The organism is Vibrio sp. R10-SG3-ISO10, from assembly GCF_059834185.1.
Genome location: NZ_JCBDHG010000020.1, coordinates 78,414 through 97,750, shown reverse-complemented (window position 1 = coordinate 97,750; position 19,337 = coordinate 78,414). Strand labels below are relative to the sequence as shown.

Annotated in this window: 15 protein-coding genes; 10 read left to right on the top strand and 5 right to left on the bottom strand. The window is 44.4% G+C overall.

All coding sequences use genetic code 11. From position 1 onward, the window contains the following. Nucleotides 1–24: 24 nt before the first annotated feature. Nucleotides 25–564 carry a replication initiation negative regulator SeqA gene (gene seqA, locus AC6R16_RS10445; protein WP_500639504.1) on the bottom strand — a complete coding sequence of 180 codons (540 nt, stop codon included), beginning with the start codon at nucleotides 562–564 and terminating at the stop codon, nucleotides 25–27. A gap of 92 nt (nucleotides 565–656) precedes the next feature. Between seqA and AC6R16_RS10440 the strand changes: the two genes are divergently transcribed. The 3 genes from AC6R16_RS10440 (at nucleotide 657) to fldA (ending at nucleotide 2,314) form a co-directional block, all read left to right on the top strand. Next, nucleotides 657–1,421, top strand: coding sequence for an alpha/beta fold hydrolase (locus AC6R16_RS10440; RefSeq protein ID WP_500639503.1), 765 nt, complete (start codon nucleotides 657–659; stop codon nucleotides 1,419–1,421). Between the two features lie 93 nt (nucleotides 1,422–1,514). Beyond that, entirely contained in the window at nucleotides 1,515–1,736 is a 222-nt protein-coding gene (locus tag AC6R16_RS10435; protein ID WP_004744504.1) for a DUF2788 domain-containing protein, read from the top strand. A 44-nt stretch (nucleotides 1,737–1,780) separates the two neighbouring features. After that, nucleotides 1,781–2,314 (top strand): flavodoxin FldA, encoded by a 534-nt coding sequence (gene fldA / locus AC6R16_RS10430; protein WP_272786581.1) that lies wholly within the window; start codon nucleotides 1,781–1,783, stop codon nucleotides 2,312–2,314. Between the two features lie 41 nt (nucleotides 2,315–2,355). Here the strand turns inward: fldA and AC6R16_RS10425 are convergent, their stop codons facing one another. Then, complete coding sequence (locus tag AC6R16_RS10425; RefSeq protein ID WP_069665726.1) at nucleotides 2,356–2,859, bottom strand: DUF4442 domain-containing protein; 504 nt, start codon at nucleotides 2,857–2,859, stop codon at nucleotides 2,356–2,358. A 202-nt stretch (nucleotides 2,860–3,061) separates the two neighbouring features. On the opposite strand from AC6R16_RS10425, the gene fcrX reads away from it, so the two are divergent. After that, on the top strand, nucleotides 3,062–3,511 hold the full coding sequence (fcrX, locus tag AC6R16_RS10420) for a ferric iron uptake transcriptional regulator FcrX (RefSeq protein WP_004744501.1): 450 nt from the start codon (nucleotides 3,062–3,064) through the stop codon (nucleotides 3,509–3,511). 132 nt (nucleotides 3,512–3,643) lie between these two features. Here the strand turns inward: fcrX and glnS are convergent, their stop codons facing one another. Both glnS and nagE read right to left on the bottom strand, forming a co-directional pair. Further along, nucleotides 3,644–5,314 carry a glutamine--tRNA ligase gene (gene glnS / locus AC6R16_RS10415; RefSeq protein ID WP_500639502.1) on the bottom strand — a complete coding sequence of 557 codons (1,671 nt, stop codon included), beginning with the start codon at nucleotides 5,312–5,314 and terminating at the stop codon, nucleotides 3,644–3,646. A 246-nt stretch (nucleotides 5,315–5,560) separates the two neighbouring features. Then, complete coding sequence (nagE, locus tag AC6R16_RS10410) at nucleotides 5,561–7,135, bottom strand: N-acetylglucosamine-specific PTS transporter subunit IIBC (RefSeq protein WP_239826336.1); 1,575 nt, start codon at nucleotides 7,133–7,135, stop codon at nucleotides 5,561–5,563. Between the two features lie 482 nt (nucleotides 7,136–7,617). Between nagE and nagA the strand changes: the two genes are divergently transcribed. The 5 genes from nagA to AC6R16_RS10385 all read left to right on the top strand — a co-directional run bounded on the left by nagA (nucleotide 7,618) and on the right by AC6R16_RS10385 (nucleotide 15,264). Next, nucleotides 7,618–8,754 (top strand): N-acetylglucosamine-6-phosphate deacetylase, encoded by a 1,137-nt coding sequence (gene nagA, locus AC6R16_RS10405; RefSeq protein WP_500674330.1) that lies wholly within the window; start codon nucleotides 7,618–7,620, stop codon nucleotides 8,752–8,754. 2 nt (nucleotides 8,755–8,756) lie between these two features. After that, entirely contained in the window at nucleotides 8,757–9,971 is a 1,215-nt protein-coding gene (gene nagC, locus AC6R16_RS10400; protein WP_500674329.1) for a DNA-binding transcriptional regulator NagC, read from the top strand. Between the two features lie 86 nt (nucleotides 9,972–10,057). Further along, entirely contained in the window at nucleotides 10,058–11,641 is a 1,584-nt protein-coding gene (locus AC6R16_RS10395; protein ID WP_500639499.1) for a cation:proton antiporter domain-containing protein, read from the top strand. A 214-nt stretch (nucleotides 11,642–11,855) separates the two neighbouring features. Continuing rightward, the gene (asnB, locus tag AC6R16_RS10390) at nucleotides 11,856–13,520 is read left to right on the top strand and encodes an asparagine synthase B (protein WP_239852032.1); all 1,665 of its coding nucleotides are present in this window, start codon (nucleotides 11,856–11,858) and stop codon (nucleotides 13,518–13,520) included. Nucleotides 13,521–13,872: 352 nt separating this feature from the next. After that, complete coding sequence (locus AC6R16_RS10385) at nucleotides 13,873–15,264, top strand: peptide MFS transporter (RefSeq protein ID WP_004744493.1); 1,392 nt, start codon at nucleotides 13,873–13,875, stop codon at nucleotides 15,262–15,264. 69 nt (nucleotides 15,265–15,333) lie between these two features. On the opposite strand, the gene AC6R16_RS10380 is transcribed toward AC6R16_RS10385, so the two are convergent. After that, nucleotides 15,334–17,985 carry a beta-N-acetylhexosaminidase gene (locus AC6R16_RS10380; protein ID WP_500674328.1) on the bottom strand — a complete coding sequence of 884 codons (2,652 nt, stop codon included), beginning with the start codon at nucleotides 17,983–17,985 and terminating at the stop codon, nucleotides 15,334–15,336. A 404-nt stretch (nucleotides 17,986–18,389) separates the two neighbouring features. On the opposite strand from AC6R16_RS10380, the gene AC6R16_RS10375 reads away from it, so the two are divergent. Beyond that, nucleotides 18,390–19,253, top strand: coding sequence for a TraB/GumN family protein (locus tag AC6R16_RS10375; RefSeq protein ID WP_500674327.1), 864 nt, complete (start codon nucleotides 18,390–18,392; stop codon nucleotides 19,251–19,253). The last annotated feature ends 84 nt before the right edge of the window (nucleotides 19,254–19,337 follow it).

Here is a 19,337-nt window from a genome sequence, read left to right as displayed (position 1 = left end):
TTATGAGGTTTCTATCAGAATTCTCTAGATTGAGTTTGTCACTTTCTCAATCAGGTCTGATGGGAAATTCATTCTCGCCATCAGTTGGTCAACCATCTGCCTCTTGCGGCTAGTGTTATTATTAGTGATTACCCAAAATGGTGAACCTGGGATTGATTTCGGCTTAGTCGTGTTACCGTTAGCAAGTAGTGTTTGCTCATTATCAGCAAAGTAAACACGCTTACGACCTTTAACCTGGGTTGCTTCAGAAAAGTCACTCGGGTTAATGCGATGCAGCGTTGATAGAACCAGCATAAAGCGGTCAATCGCTTTCTTAAGACCAGCAAACTCGTCAGAGATAAGCAATGATCGCATCTCTTTAACGCTATCTACTGTTTCTTCTTTTATTGCATCTTTGCTAACCACTACACCCTTTGGTTGCGCCACAACCTGCGGCTTGGCAACAGGAGCTTGACCTTCAGTCATCAAAAGACGACGTAAAATGTCCGAAGCACTCTCACCAATATGCTGGGTTTGACTTGCGATGTAACGGTATAGATCCTCATCAACCTCAATTGTTTTCATTCGCTTTTCACAATCTCTATGTTTAAACTCTGGGGGATTATAGCGAGATCTTTAAAGAGACTCTACGGTTTACCTGTCACGAATAGAATAAAATGTCACATCTGCTCAACTACAAACTCGAAGGTGAGGGTCACACCATTGTATTGATCCATGGGTTGTTTGGTAATTTAGACAACTTAGGTTTACTTGCTCGCGATCTAAAAGAGGATCATCAAGTACTGAGTATTGACCTGCGCAACCATGGCCTCTCCTTCCAGAGTGATGAACATAGCTATCCATTAATGGCGCAAGATGTCTATGCATTGCTGCAACACCTTAACCTTTCTAACTACACTGTGGTCGGCCACTCCATGGGTGGCAAAGTAGCAATGAAATTGGCAGAAATTGCCCAAGATCAGATGCATAAACTGCTTGTTTTGGATATGGCGCCTGTTCGCTACACAGAAAGTCGACATGACAATGTATTCAATGGACTCAAAGCCGTCATCGAGCAAAAGCCAACTCAGCGTAAGCAAGCGCTAAACATTTTGGCCGAGCATATCGAACTAGAAGGTGTTCGCCAGTTTCTCGGTAAATCTTTGTATAACACAGGTGAACATTTGGCTTGGCGCTTTAATGTCGAAAGCTTGTGGGACAACTACTGGGAGATTCTTGGTTGGCAAACTATTGAAACAATTTCGACGCCTACCTTGTTTATCAAAGGTGGCGATTCAGATTACTTAACCGCAGAGCACCAAGGTCAAGTTCAACAGCAGTTCAGTAATGCCAAAGCGCATGTTATCGCCAATACCGGGCATTGGTTGCATGCCGAAAAGCCGGCTGAAGTGATACGTGCTATTCGCAAGTTCATCGCTTAAAACAGAATGAGAGATCAGTTGTACTATGCCCGTTAACTTTATTCAGTAACAGTGGTATAGTGCGGCGCAAGTAATTTGGCATAAAGGGATTCCATGCTCTACGACTACATGAACATGCTCGAGTCAATTGGTCTCGATCTGCTTTTCGCGTCTATCTTTTTCTTTATCGGTATGGCGATAAAAGATGTCTTAAAAGCGGGTAATGTTCCCCCTTTCGGTCGTCGCATTGTATGGTTAGTCCTATTCCTTGGCTGTGCTGGGTTTATCGCCAAAGGCATTATTCAGCTTAGCTGGGAAGGTGGTGGTATCGGCTGATATCAACCGATCCCACAACAGAAATTAGTAAAGGTAACGAATCTATGGCAAGTGTAGGCATCTTCTTTGGTAGCGACACAGGTAACACTGAAGCTGTTGCAAAGATGATTCAAAAGCAACTAGGTAAACAACTGGTTCACGTTCAAGATATCGCTAAAAGCAGCAAAGAAGATATTGATAACTTCGATCTTCTGCTTCTTGGTATCCCAACTTGGTACTACGGCGAAGCACAATGTGACTGGGACGATTTCTTCCCTGAACTAGAGCAAATCGATTTTTCGACTAAGCTAGTCGCAATCTTTGGCTGTGGTGACCAAGAAGACTACGCAGAATACTTCTGTGACGCTATGGGCACAGTACGTGATATCGTTGAGGCTAAAGGCGGTACTATCCTTGGCTACACTTCAACTGAAGGCTATGAGTTCGAAGCATCTAAAGGTCTAGTTGAAGGCGATGACAGCCAATTCGTGGGTCTATGTATCGATGAAGACCGCCAGCCAGAGCTAACAGAAGAGCGCGTGAACAGCTGGTGTAAGCAGATTCACGAAGAGATGTGCCTAGCAGAGCTAGAAGACTAATCTCCTCGCCGAATTAAGAAACCTCCGTTACGGAGGTTTTTTTATGCCGTTTGTTCCTCAGCATCCTCTTCTCTAAATTGAGGTTTTTTACGCACATAGAGTTTGCGCTGCACCTCTGACACCACATTGCCTCGTTTGTCTTTGACATAAATGATGAACTCTGGGAAACATTTATCTCCATCAGCCGTCTGCCTTAAAATGTCTTCAAGCTGATCTTGAGTAACACAAAACTCTGCGAACAGATCACTTTGTCCCGGCTTGATAAAGTTGATGCTCGCTTCCTTGTCCCAGACGTAGTAGCGTTCACCTAAAATTCCCATCAACATCAAAGAATAGACCGGGTCAGTTAGTGAGAAGATGCTGCCACCATATTGGGTACGATTAGCATTTTTATTCCACCACCGTAGCTTAAGTTTCATTTTGACTTCGCGAAAGTCGTCACTTATTGAGAGTATCTTGATCCCTGCCCCCCAAAACGGCGGCCAAGAGTTAAGAGCAAACTTAACCACTCCAGGTTTATAAATTTTAGCCAATGACTTATTCATTCCTTGTCCTTAACTGATTACCTTCCTCACTTGTTAAGCAATTGTAACTGGTCTGACATGTTTTATCAGTGACTTCTCACTTGTTTATAAAAAAATACTAGTAACCCTTTGAAGTTCGTGGTTTATTGTTTATCAGTACTACCCTATAATGATAGGAATATTGAATTCTGTTAATAACTGCAGATCATCAACAGGAAAGTATATGTCAGACAATAACCAAGCGCTCAAGGATGCTGGTCTTAAAGTTACCCTTCCAAGACTAAAGATTTTAGAAGTATTACAGCAACCTGAATGCCAACATATCAGTGCTGAAGAACTGTACAAAAAGCTGATTGATCTAGGTGAAGAGATTGGTCTAGCGACTGTATACCGCGTGTTAAACCAATTTGATGATGCAGGTATCGTAACTCGCCACCACTTTGAAGGCGGCAAATCTGTATTTGAACTGTCAACTCAGCACCATCATGACCATCTAGTGTGTCTAGATTGTGGTGAAGTGATTGAGTTTTCTGATGACATCATTGAAGAACGTCAGAAAGAAATCGCGGCCCAGTACAATGTTATTTTGACTAACCACAGCCTATACCTTTACGGTAAATGTGCTGACGGTAGCTGCAAAGACAACCCAGACGCGCATAAGTCGAAGAAATAATTTCGTCTTAACAACCAACTTTAAAACGTCAGCCAAAAGCTGGCGTTTTTTATTGCCTGCTATCTAATCCCAATCGCCATCAATAAAAAAGCCAGTCACGAGGACTGGCTTTCAAACTAGAATGTAAGACGATTACTTAGCTTCGATTTTCGCCCAAGTGTCGCGAAGACCTACAGTGCGGTTAAACACTAAAGCTTCTGGCTTAGAGTCTTTAATATCTGCACAGAAGTAACCCATACGCTCAAACTGGAAACCCTTCTCAGCTTGCGCTTGAGCTAAGCTTGGCTCAACAAAACCATTCAGCTTAACCAGTGACTCAGAGTTGATTGTCTCAGCAAAGTTATCGGCTGCTGCTGGGTTTGGCACAGTGAACAAGCGATCGTATAGACGAATCTCAGCAGGCAAGCCTTTATCAGCAGACACCCAATGAATAACACCTTTCACTTTACGGCCATCAGCTGGGTTCTTACCTAGCGTGTCCGCATCGTAGCTACAGAAGATAGTGGTAATGTTACCCTCTGCATCTTTTTCGATACGCTCTGCTTTGATCACGTAAGCACCACGTAGGCGTACTTCTTTACCCAGAACCAGTCGCTTGTACTTCTTGTTCGCTTCTTCGCGGAAGTCTTCGCGCTCAATCCAAACTTCGCGAGTGAACGGTACTTCGCGCTCGCCCATCTCAGGTTTGTTTGGATGATTTGCTACCGTCAAAGACTCTACTTTGCCTTCTTCGAAGTTCTCGATAACGATCTTAACCGGATCGAGCACTGCCATTGCGCGAGGTGCGTTTTCGTTCAGATCATCACGAATACAAGACTCAAGAGAACTCATCTCAATCATGTTGTCTTGCTTAGTAACACCAATTCGTTTACAGAACTCACGAATAGAAGCTGGCGTGAAGCCACGACGACGTAGACCAGAAATTGTCGGCATACGTGGATCATCCCAACCGTTCACTAGGTTCTCAGTGACAAGTTGGTTTAGCTTACGCTTCGACATCACCGTGTATTCTAGGTTTAGACGACTAAACTCGTACTGATGAGGCTGGCAATCAATCGTGATGTTCTCTAGTACCCAGTCATACAGACGGCGGTTATCTTGGAACTCAAGCGTACACAGTGAGTGTGTAATGCCTTCTAATGCATCCGAAATACAGTGCGTAAAGTCGTACATTGGATAAATGCACCACTTATCACCCGTTTGATGGTGCTCAGCAAAGCGCACACGGTAAAGAACAGGATCGCGCAGCACAATGAAAGAAGAGGCAAGATCAATCTTTGCACGTAGACAGGCTTTACCTTCTTCGAAACCACCGTCACGCATCTTCTCAAATAGCGCTAAGTTTTCTTCAGGTGTACGATCACGGTACGGGCTTGGCTTACCAGGCTGGGTTAGTGTGCCACGATACTCACGGATCTGCTCAGGACTTAGCTCTTCAACGTACGCTAAGCCTTTGTTAATTAATTCCACTGCGTAGCCGTATAGCTTATCGAAGTAGTTTGATGAGTAACATACGTCCCCATCCCACTCGAAGCCTAACCAGCTCACATCATTCTTAATTGACTCAACGTATTCAACGTCTTCTTTTTCTGGGTTAGTGTCATCAAAACGTAGGTTACACTTTCCCTGGTAGTCCTGAGCAATACCAAAGTTTAAGCAAATTGACTTAGCGTGACCGATATGCAGATAGCCGTTTGGCTCTGGCGGGAAACGAGTATGCACGCTAGTGTGTTTACCATCCGCTAAATCTTTATCTATGATTTGGCGAATGAAATTCGATGGACGAGCCTCAGCTTCACTCATCTATAGCACCTCAATTGTTTTAGTATTGTTCAGATAATTCTTACTTAGACGATTTAAATGACCGTCAAGTACATAGCGTCTAATGATCCACAATTATGGTGGATTACACAACAATATCTCGAAGCAAAACGTCTTTTTTTTCTCTGTATGGTTAATAAGCTAGCAGGGATCAGTTTCAAAGCCCTCAAAACGCAAGAAAGCCTCCCGAAGGAGGCTTTCATCACGTTCTTAGTTTACGTGTCGTAATTAAGGAAGTTTTACATCAGATAGGTCTTCGTTAGCACCGATTGCTTTCATTTCGCCAGCAACGATTTCAGCTAGAGGACCAAGGATAACTTGAAGGTTGTTCTCACCTAGCTTAACAACACCTTTCGCACCAAGCTTCTTAAGTACAACTTCGTCAGCTACTGAGCGGTCTTTTAGAGTAAGACGTAGACGAGTGATACAAGCATCGATTGAAGTTAGGTTGTCGTGACCACCTAGAGCTTTCAGGTATTGACGCGCTAGGTCACCGTTTTTCGCTTCACCAGCAGGAGCACCTGCTGTTTCTTCATCATCGTCTTCACGACCTGGCGACTTAAGGTTGAATGCGCGGATTGCGAAGCTGAATGTGAAGAAGTATAGAGCACCAAAACCTAGACCGATTAGAAGTAGAGTTACCGGTTTAGTTGCTAGACCCCAGTTTAGGATGAAGTCGATTAGACCTGCAGAGAAGCCGAAGCCGTGCAGAGTACCAAACATGTTAGCAACAACTAGAGATAGACCTGTAAATACTGCGTGCATTGCGTATAGCGCAGGTGCAAGGAATACGAACATGAACTCTAGAGGCTCTGTGATACCTGTTAGGAAAGAACAGAAACCTACTGAGAATAGTGCACCACCAACTTGGCTACGTTTTTCAGCAGGAGCTGCTAGGTACATAGCTAGAGCTGCACCAGGTAGACCGAACATCATTACTGGGAAGAAACCGTTCATGAATACACCAGCAGACTTATCGCCGCCGAAGTAACGGTGTAGGTCACCAGATTTAACAGTTTCAGTAACTTCTTTAACTGTTGCTGTGATTTCTGGAGTTACAGAGTTAGCAAACTCAAACGTGTGAGATTGACCAGCAACAAGAGTCTTAGCTAGAGCAGGGTCTACACAAAGTTGCTGTAGAGCAGGAAGTGCTTGACCAGCAGCTTGAGCGCCAGTAACTAGAACTTCTTGACACGTACCCATACCGAACCAGAAGTAAGAGTTAAGAACGTGGTGAAGACCTACAGGGATAAGAGCACGGTTAAGAGTACCGTATACGAACTGACCGATAGCACCAGAAGTAGAAACTGCGTGTGCTAGTGCGTCTAGACCGCCTTGGATAGTTGGCCATACAACACCAGAGATAGCACCTGCAACTAGCGCGAATAGACCAGCCATGATTGGTACTAGACGTTTGCCAGAGAAGAATGCCAACCACTCAGGAAGACGTGTAGCATGGAAAGCGTTGTAAGAGTGACCAGCAATGATACCAGCGATGATACCACCGAAGAATGACATGTTAACGTCTGCGTTGATTGTAGTTGCTGTCGCCGTAAGAACGAAGTAAGCAACTGCACCCGCTAGACCTGCAGCACCTTGACCGTCTTTAGAAAGACCAATCGCGATACCTAGACCGAATAGTAGTGGAAGTTGACCAAAGATAGCGCCACCAGCTTGCGCCATAAATGGAATATCTAATAGGTCACCTTGACCCAAACGTAGTAAGAGCGCCGCAACTGGAAGCGTTGCGATAGGAAGCATAAGTGCTTTACCTAACTTTTGCGCATATCCAAGAATATTCACCTTAAGTTCCCCCTATAGGATTTTGTATTTTGGCTGAGCCACTTTTTTTAGCCGCTCAATTTAGTCCTGCTCAGTTTATGACATTAATTTTGCTCCGCAAATTAAAACCTCATCATTTGTGATCATAATCACCAGAAACAGGTGATCCGGAAGGTTTTTGCTAGCGAGATCATAAAACTTATTTTACAATACAAAAAAATAGCATTCATTGAGTCAGTTTCGCGGTACTCTTACTGTACTAACAAGGCCAAAGTGATTGTCCGGCTTAGCAATAACACCTGATGCCAATGCGACGTGAATCACTTACCATTGAAGCATTCACCACGATGCTTACATAATATTGAGAACTCATTTTTTCGTTTGCTAAAGATATTTTGCGATCTAATTGAAGCTTACAAATAAAGTACAACTATGTAGTGAAACACTGCTTCGATAGATAACCGAAGGCATTAAGATTCTAAACTTATAAGGATTAGCTAACCATGTATGCGCTAACTAACTGTAAAATTTATACCGGCAGCGACGTCCTCGTTGAACATGCGGTAATCATTAACAACAACCTGATCGAATCAGTTTGCCCAATCTCAGAGCTTCCTTCAGACATTGAAACAAGAGATCTAAACGGCGCAAATCTAAGTCCAGGCTTTATTGACCTGCAGTTAAATGGTTGTGGTGGCGTGATGCTAAACGACGAGATTACCGCTGAAACAATGCAAATCATGCATGAAGCCAATCTTAAGTCTGGTTGTACAAGTTTCCTTCCAACGCTCATTACTTCTTCTGACGAAGACATGCGCCAAGCAGTGGCTGCTGCACGCGACTATCATGCTCAGTATCAGAACCAATCTTTGGGCCTCCACCTTGAAGGTCCATACTTGAATGTGATGAAAAAAGGCATTCACAGTGTCGATCATATCCGTCCTTCTGAAGACAGCATGATCGATTTCATGTGCGAGAATACAGACGTCATCGCCAAAGTGACACTGGCGCCAGAACACAACGATCCTGCACATATCGAGCGCCTAAAGGCCGCTGGCATTGTGGTGTCAATTGGTCATACGAATGCCACTTATGCTGAAGCACGTAAAGGCTTTGACGCGGGGATCTCATTTGCCACTCACTTGTTCAACGCAATGACACCTATGGTTGGCCGTGAACCTGGTGTGGTCGGCGCGATCTACGATACCCCTGAGGTTTATGCGGGCATCATTGCTGACGGTTTCCATGTAGACTATGCAAACATTCGTATCGCTCACAAAATTAAGGGCGAAAAATTAGTATTAGTGACCGATGCCACAGCTCCTGCAGGCGCTGACATGGATTACTTTATTTTTGTTGGTAAGAAAGTATATTACCGAGATGGTAAGTGTGTTGATGAAAACGGCACACTTGGCGGCTCAGCACTTACAATGATTGAAGCAGTTCAAAACACGGTTGAGCACGTCGGTATCGCACTGGACGAAGCACTTCGTATGGCTACTCTGTATCCTGCGAAAGCAATGGGTTTGGAAGAGAAACTAGGCCGAGTTAAAAAAGGCATGGTGGCTAACCTTACTGTATTTGATCGTGACTTCAATGTTCAGGCGACGGTTGTTAACGGACAATACGAGCAAAATTAAGAATGAATGGCGGACAAATAGGTAACGTAGATTTAGTAAAACAACTAAATAGTGCAGCTGTTTACAGGCTGATCGATCAGCAAGGTCCTATTTCTAGGATCCAAGTCGCTGATGTTAGCCAACTGGCACCTGCCAGTGTTACAAAAATTACCCGCCAACTTCTCGAGCGCGGCCTGATTAAAGAGGTCGCGCAACAAGCTTCCACAGGGGGACGCCGAGCGATCTCTTTAACGACAGAAGTTGAGCCTTTCCATTCGGTGGCAATTCGACTCGGTCGCGACTACCTTCAGTTCAGTTTGTACGATTTGGGCGGTAAAGAACTTGCCTCAGATTACAACGAGTTCTTCTATACGACCCAAGAAGAATTGGTCGAAGGTTTACTTTCCCAGTTAAAAGCATTTATTCAAGATAACCAGACCAATATCAATCAACTCATTGCGATTGGTGTTGCCTTGCCCGGTCTCGTCAATCCAGAAACTGGCGTGGTTGAATACATGCCAAATATCTCAATTGACAACCTTGCGCTATCTGAGCTGATTCATAATACCTTCCATGTACAATGTTTTGTTGGCAACGACGTTCGTGGTATGGCGCTTGCTGAACACTATTTTGGTGCGAGCCAAGATTGCCAAGATTCCATTCTTGTCAGTGTTCACCGAGGGACTGGTGCAGGTATTATCGTTAACGGTCAAGTATTCCTTGGCTTTAACCGCAACGTGGGTGAGATCGGCCATATTCAAATTGATCCCCTTGGCGAGCAATGCCAGTGTGGTAACTTTGGCTGTCTAGAAACGGTTGCCGCTAACCCAGCTATCGTTGAGCGAGTCAACAAACTGATCAAACAAGGTTATGAATCGAGCTTAACTGAGCTTGAAACCATCAGCATCTCTGACGTCTGTGAGCATGCCAATATGGGTGACGAGCTGGCTAAGCAAAGCTTAGTTCGCGTTGGTAACCAATTGGGTAAAGCGATTGCGATTACGATTAACTTGTTTAACCCACAAAAGATTGTCATTGCTGGTGATATTACTCAATGTGAAGAGATTCTTTTCCCCGCAATTCGCCGCAACGTTGAGAACCAATCACTGACCACTTTCCACACAGATTTGCCGATTGTTGCCTCTAAAATTGACAGACAGCCTACATTAGGTGCATTCGCAATGATCAAACGTGCAATGTTAAACGGAGTTTTGCTACAAAAATTGTTAGAAGATTAATCTTCTCCACCCTGTAAGCAACTAATTGAGTTAGAATAACGGGCTACGATATGTAGCCCGTTTTTTTAGGACGAAACAAAACGAATATGGAACTGATCTTGATTTCAGCGGCGTTTCTCGCCGGATTTATTGCACTGAAATGCAACCTCCCCCCTTTGGTTGGCTTTTTATTGGCAGGCTTCGGACTGCACGCTTTCGGTTTTCAGTCTAACGACACCATAATCACACTCGCTGATCTAGGTGTAACACTGCTTCTTTTTACCATTGGTCTGAAGCTCGATATCAAGACCCTACTCTCTAAAGAGATCTGGGCAGGTGCAACCTTACACAATCTATTGTCCACTGCACTCTTTAGTGTTGCGCTGTTCTGTTTCAAATTCTTAGGGGTCAGTTCGCTAGCGGCGATGTCTGTCGATCAAATCGTTTTACTCGGATTTGCTCTATCCTTCTCCAGTACCGTCTTTGCTGTAAAATCACTGCAAGAGAAAGGGGAGATGAATGCTACCTACGGCACCATTGCGATTGGTATTCTGGTCATGCAGGACATCTTCGCAGTTGTGTTCCTAACCGCATCAACGGGCAAGCTTCCAGAATGGTACGCTATTGCGCTATTTGGCTTACCATTACTCAGACCTCTATTCTTCAAGATGCTTGATTGGGTCGGCCACGGAGAAATGCTAGTACTTCTAGGGATTTTCTTTGCCCTAGTTGCAGGTGCGGGTCTATTCGAATTAGTCGGCATGAAGCCAGATCTCGGCGCTCTTATCCTTGGCATGTTACTCGCTGGACATAAGAAAGCCTCGGAGTTATCTAAATCTCTATTCAACCTAAAAGAACTATTCCTAGTCTGCTTCTTCCTCAATATCGGCTTATCCGCTCAGCCAACGCTTTCTGGCTTTGCACTCGCAATTTTGTTCATGTTGCTACTGCCACTAAAAGGGATTCTCTACTTCTTAGTGCTTAATGCATTTAAGTTTCGCGTGCGCACCTCTCTACTTGCGTCATTAAGCCTATTTAACTTCAGTGAGTTTGGTCTTATCGTTGGTGGATTAGCCTTTAAAATGGGCTGGATGAGCGGTGATATTCTGGTTGCCCTAGCCATTGCAGTTTCAATTTCATTTGTATTAGCCGCACCACTGAGTCGCCACGGTCACTCGCTTTATCAACGCTCTGGTCGTTGGTTACGCGAACATGCAGCAGAAAACCTCAATATTCGCGATCAACTGATCAGCCCAGGGCATGCTCAGGTTCTCATCCTTGGTATGGGTCGAATTGGCACTGGTGCTTACGACGAACTGAGAAATCGCTATGGTAAAATCAGCTTAGGTATCGAAGTTCGCGAAGATGCCGCGCATCAGCACAAAGCTCACGGTAGAAACGTGATTGAAGGTGACGCGACCGACCCTGATTTTTGGGAACGCATATTAGACGTAGCCAACGTAAAACTCGTACTACTCGCGATGCCGCACCACCAAGGTAACCAAATCGCTTTAGAGCAACTACAGCGTAAAAACTTCCAAGGTCAGATCGCCGCTATTGCAGAATACCCAGATCAGCTAGATGCGTTGGTTGAAGGTGGTGTAGACGCTGCATTTAACATCTATAGTGAGGCAGGTAGCGGTTTTGCGAGGCATGTCTGCGATCAACTCAAGCCCAACTTCTCTAAATAATCTCAGTCAAAAGGCAGCAAATCGCTGCCTTTTTTGTCTCCGCCGAACAAAAACAAAGCAACACCTAGACTCCATTCACCAAAAACACAATTTTATTAAATAAAATTTAATAACAACCGAGTTCATTAAACTTTTTCATCAAACACGGTTGATTTTTTTAATCAGAATGGCAAATTGAACTCAACAAGTTAATTTTATTTTAAAGGGAAGTTGTATGTGTTCGATTTTCGGTATTCTTGACATAAAGAGTGATGCAGAAGCGCTACGCCCTGTTGCTTTAGAAATGTCGAAGAAGCTTCGCCATCGTGGCCCTGACTGGTCTGGTATTTATTCTTCAGAGAAAGCAATTCTAGCTCATGAGCGTTTGGCGATTGTTGGTCTAAATAGTGGTGCGCAACCTCTATATAGCTCTGATAAAAAGCACATCCTTGCGGTCAATGGCGAGATCTACAACCACAAAGAAATTCGTGCGCGCTACGAAGGCAAATACGACTTCCAAACCGATTCTGACTGTGAAGTGATCCTAGCTTTGTATCAAGATCTCGGTGCAGATCTTCTAGAAGAACTTAACGGTATTTTCGCTTTTGTTCTATACGATGAAGAGAAAGATACCTACCTCGTTGGTCGTGACCATATCGGTATTATTCCTCTATACCAAGGTTACGATGAGCACGGCAACTATTACGTAGCATCAGAAATGAAAGCGCTCGTACCAGTATGTAAAACAGTGAGCGAATTCCCTCCAGGTTGCTACTACAGTAGTGGTGATGCAGAGCCACAGCGTTACTACATTCGTGACTGGAACGAGTATGCTGCAGTCCAAGGTAACAGCACCAGCAAAGAAGAACTGACTGAAGCGCTAGAAGCTGCGGTTAAGCGCCAGCTAATGACAGACGTTCCTTACGGTGTACTTCTATCTGGTGGTCTAGATTCTTCAATCACTTCTGCTGTTGCTAAGCGTTTTGCTGCTATGCGTATCGAAGATGATGAAAAGTCAGAAGCATGGTGGCCACAGCTACACTCATTTGCGGTTGGCTTAGAAGGTGCACCAGATCTGAAAGCAGCCCGTGAAGTCGCAGACAAAATAGGTACTGTTCACCATGAGATGACTTACACGATTCAAGAAGGCTTAGATGCCATCCGTGACGTTATCTACCACATTGAAACCTACGACGTAACCACCATCCGCGCTTCGACACCTATGTTCCTTATGGGCCGTAAGATCAAAGCAATGGGCATTAAGATGGTTCTTTCTGGTGAAGGTGCCGATGAGATCTTCGGTGGCTACCTCTACTTCCATAAAGCGCCAAACGCAAAAGAGTTCCATGAGGAAACAGTACGTAAGCTACTAGCACTCAACATGTTTGACTGTGCTCGTGCTAACAAATCGCTGGCTGCGTGGGGTGTTGAAGGTCGAGTACCATTCCTAGATAAAGAGTTTATCGACGTGGCAATGCGTCTAAACCCTGAAGACAAGATGTGTGGCAACGGTAAGATGGAAAAACACATCCTGCGTGAGTGCTTCGAGCATTACCTACCAGACTCAATTGCATGGCGTCAGAAAGAGCAGTTCTCTGATGGTGTAGGTTACAGCTGGATCGATACGCTAAAAGAAGTGGCTGAAGCGAAAGTCTCTGATCAACAAATGGAAACAGCAGCCTACCGCTTCCCATACAACACGCCAACAACAAAAGAAGGCTATGTATACCGCGAGATCTTTGAAGAGCTATTCCCGCTTCCATCAGCAGCAGAATGTGTCCCAGGAGGCCCATCGGTAGCTTGTTCGTCAGCTAAGGCTATTGAATGGGATGAGTCATTCAAGAACATGGCCGATCCATCAGGTCGAGCAGTTCAAAGCGTTCATAACGACTCTTACTAATCAAAAACAAACTTAAAAGAGGCTCATAGAGCCTCTTTTTTTTCACCGCAAGCTTCTTCAATTGATGAAAATCAACCCATTTGGTTACTTACCAGCCAACCCTTGTCAATATTGCCTACTTCTCTTTACTCTTTGATATGACAGCGTATTGTAAAAACAACAATCTCGATTTTGAAAACTAAGTTTGTAGCACGTCATTTTTTGAGCAATTAATGAAAATACCTCTATTAATTCAACACCTTAAATAAAAACCATAAATACGACTTATAGTTTGGAGCGTTGCAGATAGATCTACTAAGGAGTATACGTAACAACAAATAAAAATCTTTAATAAATCACATTAGTAAAATTTATGACAAACCAACATCAACAAATCCTTGGCCACCCTCGTGGTCTATTCCTTTTGTTTGGTACTGAGCTGTGGGAGCGTTTTTCCTACTACGCAATGCGTGCCATTCTTGTTCTTTATCTGACAGATACAACCCTTAACGGCGGCTTGGGCTGGTCGACTAAAGATGCTCTCGATCTGTATGGCATCTATACTGGACTCGTTTACATTACGCCAATGATCGGTGGCTGGTTAGCGGATAACTACCTAGGTCAACGCCGCTCAATTCTAATGGGTGGTGCTCTAATGGCTATTGGCCAGTTCACGCTAGCACTGCCAGCTGAAATGGTCGGCATGAGCGCTGTTCACAGCTTCTACCTTGGTTTGGCACTGCTGATTGCTGGTAATGGTCTCTTTAAACCAAACATCTCGACTATGGTTGGTGACCTGTATGAAGAGGGTGACAACCGTCGTGACGGCGCATTCACTATCTTCTACATGGGTATCAACTTGGGTGCCCTTATTGCAGGTGTTGTTTCAGGCTCTGTCACCAATGAATTTGGCTGGAAAGCGGGCTTTGTTGTCGCGGGTATCGGTATGGTCATTAGCCTTATCATGCAAATGACGATGGCAAAATCTTGGTTGGGCGAAATTGGTACTGTACCTGCTGCTGCTCGTGACTTAGAAAATAAGAAATCGGCACAAAAACAGCCTTTAACTAAGCAAGAAGTTGATCGTTTGAAGGTTATTCTAGTTATGGGGCTATTTGTCATCGTATTCTGGGCTGGCTTTGAGCAAGCTGGCGGCCTGATGAATATATATACTCAGCAGTACACAGATCGCATGATCGGTAGCTTTGAAGTGCCTGCTGCTTGGTTCCAGTCACTTAACCCATTCTTTATCATTACTTTAGCGCCTTTACTTGCCGCTTTCTGGGTTAAGCTAGGTAAAAAAGAGCCGAATTCACCAGTCAAATTTGCCTTGGCTCTGTTCTTCTTGGCACTAGGCTTCCTATGTATGGTGGGTGCTGTTATGGAGCAAGGTGGCGATACAGCCGTTAAGACCTCTATGCTTTGGCTAGTCGGTGCATTCTTCTTCCATACTCTGGGTGAACTTTGCCTATCACCAATCGGTCTATCACTGGTAACAAAACTAGCACCACTTCGCCTAGCATCACTGATGATGGGTGCATGGTTTGGTTTCAACGCCATCGCTAACTATGTCGCAGGTTTAATTGGTTCTCATGTGGGTGAGCTAGGTGCAATGTCTATCTTTGGTGGCATCGCCATTGCAGCAACCGTTTCTGGTGTCATCCTATTAATGTTCTCAAATACATTAGTTCGTTGGATGCACGGTGCTGAGTCTCCAATCAGCAATGCAGAACAAGTTGAAGAGCAACAAGCTCAAGTTGCTTGATAGTAAAAATAAAAAATGCCCGACCAAATCAGTGGTCGGGCATTTTTGTTTTTATGGGAAATTAATCCGCTATTTCACGCTAGTCACACGACTGACCTTGTCACCCATCGCTGACACCGAGCGAATAAACACTTCACCTTCCACATTTGGACGAGCATTGTCTGCGTAAGTTAGCCAGTTTTTGCCGTCTAGAGAGTATTGAAGCTTCACGCCAGGGAACTGAACGTTCATTGCAAGTTTGCCATCTTCTAATTTCGCACCTGGTACAGGTAGGCGGTAGTCGATACCTGATTTCTCTAGCTTAGCCAGTTCACGTTGACCAAGTAGGTTCGCAAAGCGGTTGTAGTCTTGGTTTAGCGATGCTTTATCAACTAGATTAGAGTTTTGCGAGTACTCAACACCAACTTTGTAGTCGTTTTCCCAGTCAGCGCGGTGCCATGCACGCTCAGCCGCAGCGAGGACGCGAGGAAATACCATGTACTCGTATTGCTCGTCGTTACGTACTGTCTCAGACCAAAGCTGTGCTGATAGACCGTAGAAAGGTTTCGCTTCGATTTCACCTTTACCAGTGAAGCCATTGCCATCGCGGTCTAAAGACGTTTCTGCGTTCTGAGGCATGTTCTCTGGTGCAAAGCCAAACATTTTACGAGTGTCTGTTGCACGCGTTGCCCAGTAGTAACCACGCTCTTTCGGGTCCACTTCGTATGGCATGTCCATGTAAACGTAGTCTGGGTTAGAAACGATCACGTCGTAACCTTTCTTAGACCACTCGTACACTGATGATGTGCCACCCCAGTAAAGAACGTCCCAGAAGTTAACACGTGTGTTTTCTGTTGCGAACGCTTTCTCACCTTCACTGTACTTAAGGCCATCTTGCCAAGCTTGGAAGTTTGCAATGCCTTTCTCAGCCACAATCTTCGACACCTCTTCTGCGAAGTGGCTTGGTAGATGAGCAAAGTCGGTTACTGTACCGTCTGCAATTAGCGTCTGACATTGTGGAGACTGTGCGAATGGCTTGTCTTGTTTAGACAGGTCAATCGTACCTTTCCAGCTCACTTTGTCTTGTGCGTTAATGTCTTGGAAACCAGCACCTAGCTTGATGTTCTTCGCTTCGTCACCACCGAAGTGCCATGTTGTTAGCGGCGCACCAGCCTCGTTGTGCATTGCTGCGACTTCTGAAATCACTTTATCGACAAAGCGAGTTGAAGATTCCATACATGGGTTGATGAAGCTTTGCTTGTTGTAGAACTGAACCGTGGTTACGTTCGATGTATCTTGTGGATCCATCAATCGATATTCGTTCGCTTCTATTTCTTTACCTTCTTCCATTAGGCGGTCGTAACGTGCTTCCATTGATACCACGGCGGCACGAGCGTGTGCTGGCATGTCGATTTCTGGAATCACTTCGATGTTGCGTGCTTTCGCATACGTTAGGATTTCGACGTAGTCTGCTTTGCTGAAGTAGCCAGAACCAAAGTTATCTGATGTTGGACCAGAGCCAAGCTGAGGCAGTAAACAGCTTTTCTCTTGTGTATCGAAACAACGGTTAGCACCCACTTCTGTCAGCTCAGGCAGACCCGGGATTTCTATACGCCAACCTTCATCGTCCGTTAGGTGAAGGTGTAGTTTGTTCATCTTGTACGCTGCCATTTGGTCTAGCGTTGCAAGAATTGCGTCTTTAGAGTGGAAGTTACGAGCCACATCCACCATCACACCACGGTAATCAAAACGAGGCGCGTCTTTAATAGACAGTTGTGGTAGAGAATCAGCATTTTGGCTATCTACCAGGCCAAAGATAGATTGTACTGCGTAGAAAGCACCTGCTTGGTCAAACGCTTTAATCGCAATACCGTCGCCTTTGATGCTCATCTCGTAAGCACCAGACTTTGCTAATTCACCGGTGAAGTCTGCAGGAACAACAGTGATGCTTACAGGAAGATCACCACGAACATCCACACCTACCACTTCTGCACGATCTTGAATTGCCGCGTATTGAGTCGCATCGAATGCGTCTTTAGGCAGAGCGATACCCGCCGCGATATCTACTGTGCCTTTACCTGCTTCAACAGACAGTGGCGTTGGTAGTAACGTGGTTGATACATCTTGTTTTGCTAGGTCTTGGTTCTTCTCGAAACGAGACACAGCGTTTGCAAATACATTGTTGTCATCTGGCGTACGTTTTAGGTTGTTACCCTCTAGGCCAGTTACGAAAGATGCAACATCTTCTGTGTTAAGAGAAGCGATCATCTTAGGCTCTGCATTCGGTGCAGCAACGAAAGCGCCTGGCATGAAGTCAGTTTCAAATAGCTGCCAGTATTCAGCAACAAGAGGAAGCACAACCTCTTCATCCGCAGCAAAACCATCAAACTTGTCGGTCGGTTCTAGTTTGTGTAGATCACCCGTTACGCGAGAAATTTTGAATTGCTCGTTGTCTACATCCAGAATCAGACGAATGCTGTGGAAGTAAATAGCCCAGTCTTTAGAGTCAACCGCTTGACCTTGGTTAACTAGCGTCACGTTTACTTTGTTACAAGAAGCCCATTCTGCGCCCATCTCTTGGCATGCAAGGCCTTCGTTAGCACCGTGGTTTGTTAGTACTTCATATTGAACATCGAGGTTGTTCGCGAGTGAGTTAACAACACTTTGCTCATTAGATTGAAGCGTAGAACAACCAGCTAGTGTGGCGACAACCGATGCCGCGATCAGACTTTGTTTAAACATCTTACTTACCCCAAAACGTAAATTAAGCCGGAAAAAGTTGGCTCTAAAACTAAGATACAAACAACATATCGCGAGTTATTTTTTATCGTAAAATTATTCAGTAGCGAAAGTGATCTGATTCAAACTTTATATTTTCAAATTAAATTTAAGCGATTAAAAACAGAGAGTTATCTGACTCGTCAATTTCGACGTAGTTAATTTAACGAGATTACTGAGAACCTAATCACACCTTTAAGTTCAAAACACGATTTAAAGTGAAGAAAGATCACAACACGGCATTTGTTATCGTAATATCTAAAGATGACCGAGATACGAAATCGTGATTTTGTACTCACTTTTGCCTCGTCAAACTCCGTTGAAATAACGGATTTCAACAATTTTTCCGCATCGGTAAGGATCCATTAATGCGTAAATTACTTCTCTTACTATTGGTGTTATCAGCGAGCATCCAAGCCGAACCTCTCATCTGGAACATTGAAAAAGGTGAGCTGAAATACACAGTCATAGGCTCTGTTCATGTTGGCGATAAGAGTATGTATCCCTTACCTGAAATGGTCTTCAACCGACTAAAGACAAGCCAAGGCTTGATCGTTGAAACCGACGTTCGCCAAAACGGGGGGATTAAGTACCCGCCAACAACGCTACTATCTAAAGATGTGCTTTCAACAGCTCAACAAAACGAACTCATCGGTATTTCTAATTTGTTAGAGATGAATGGCAATGAACTGTTGCACACTCCGCCATGGGCTGCTGCTCTCGCCATTCAGATGAGACAAATTGAATACCTTGGCTACTCCGCCGCAGATGGCGTCGATGTTAGGCTCGCTTACAAAGCAAGATTGTGGGAAAAGCCTGTCATAAGTCTTGAGTCCCTTCAGTTTCAAATTGACTTACTAACTGGGCAGAAAGAGTCAGGCAAAGAACTATTGGTTAGTGCTATCGAAGAATTTGATCATTCTGAAGACGCAACTCATTGTCTAATCGAAAGCTGGAAAGCGGGTGACATGAGTAAACTTGAAGAATTTGCCTCACTGACACAAATGTCTCCTGAATTTGAAAAGTCATTTCTGATTGATCGTAATCTTGATTGGGCTGAGAAACTTTCCAACCCCAAATGGTTACCTAAATCTAAAGGGTCATATGTCATTGTCGTTGGAACCCTACATTTATTAGGTGAACAAAGCGTGCTGAAGCTGCTGAAAGATGAAGGCTTTAAAGTAACACAGCTATCAAAGAGCAAAACGTCAAACTGTGAGTTTAAATACTAAAGCTGTTTTTTTAACTTTGGCCAATCGATAGATGAATTTTGCAGTGTTTTAACATACTTAGGACGTGGCAAGATGGTACGCTTG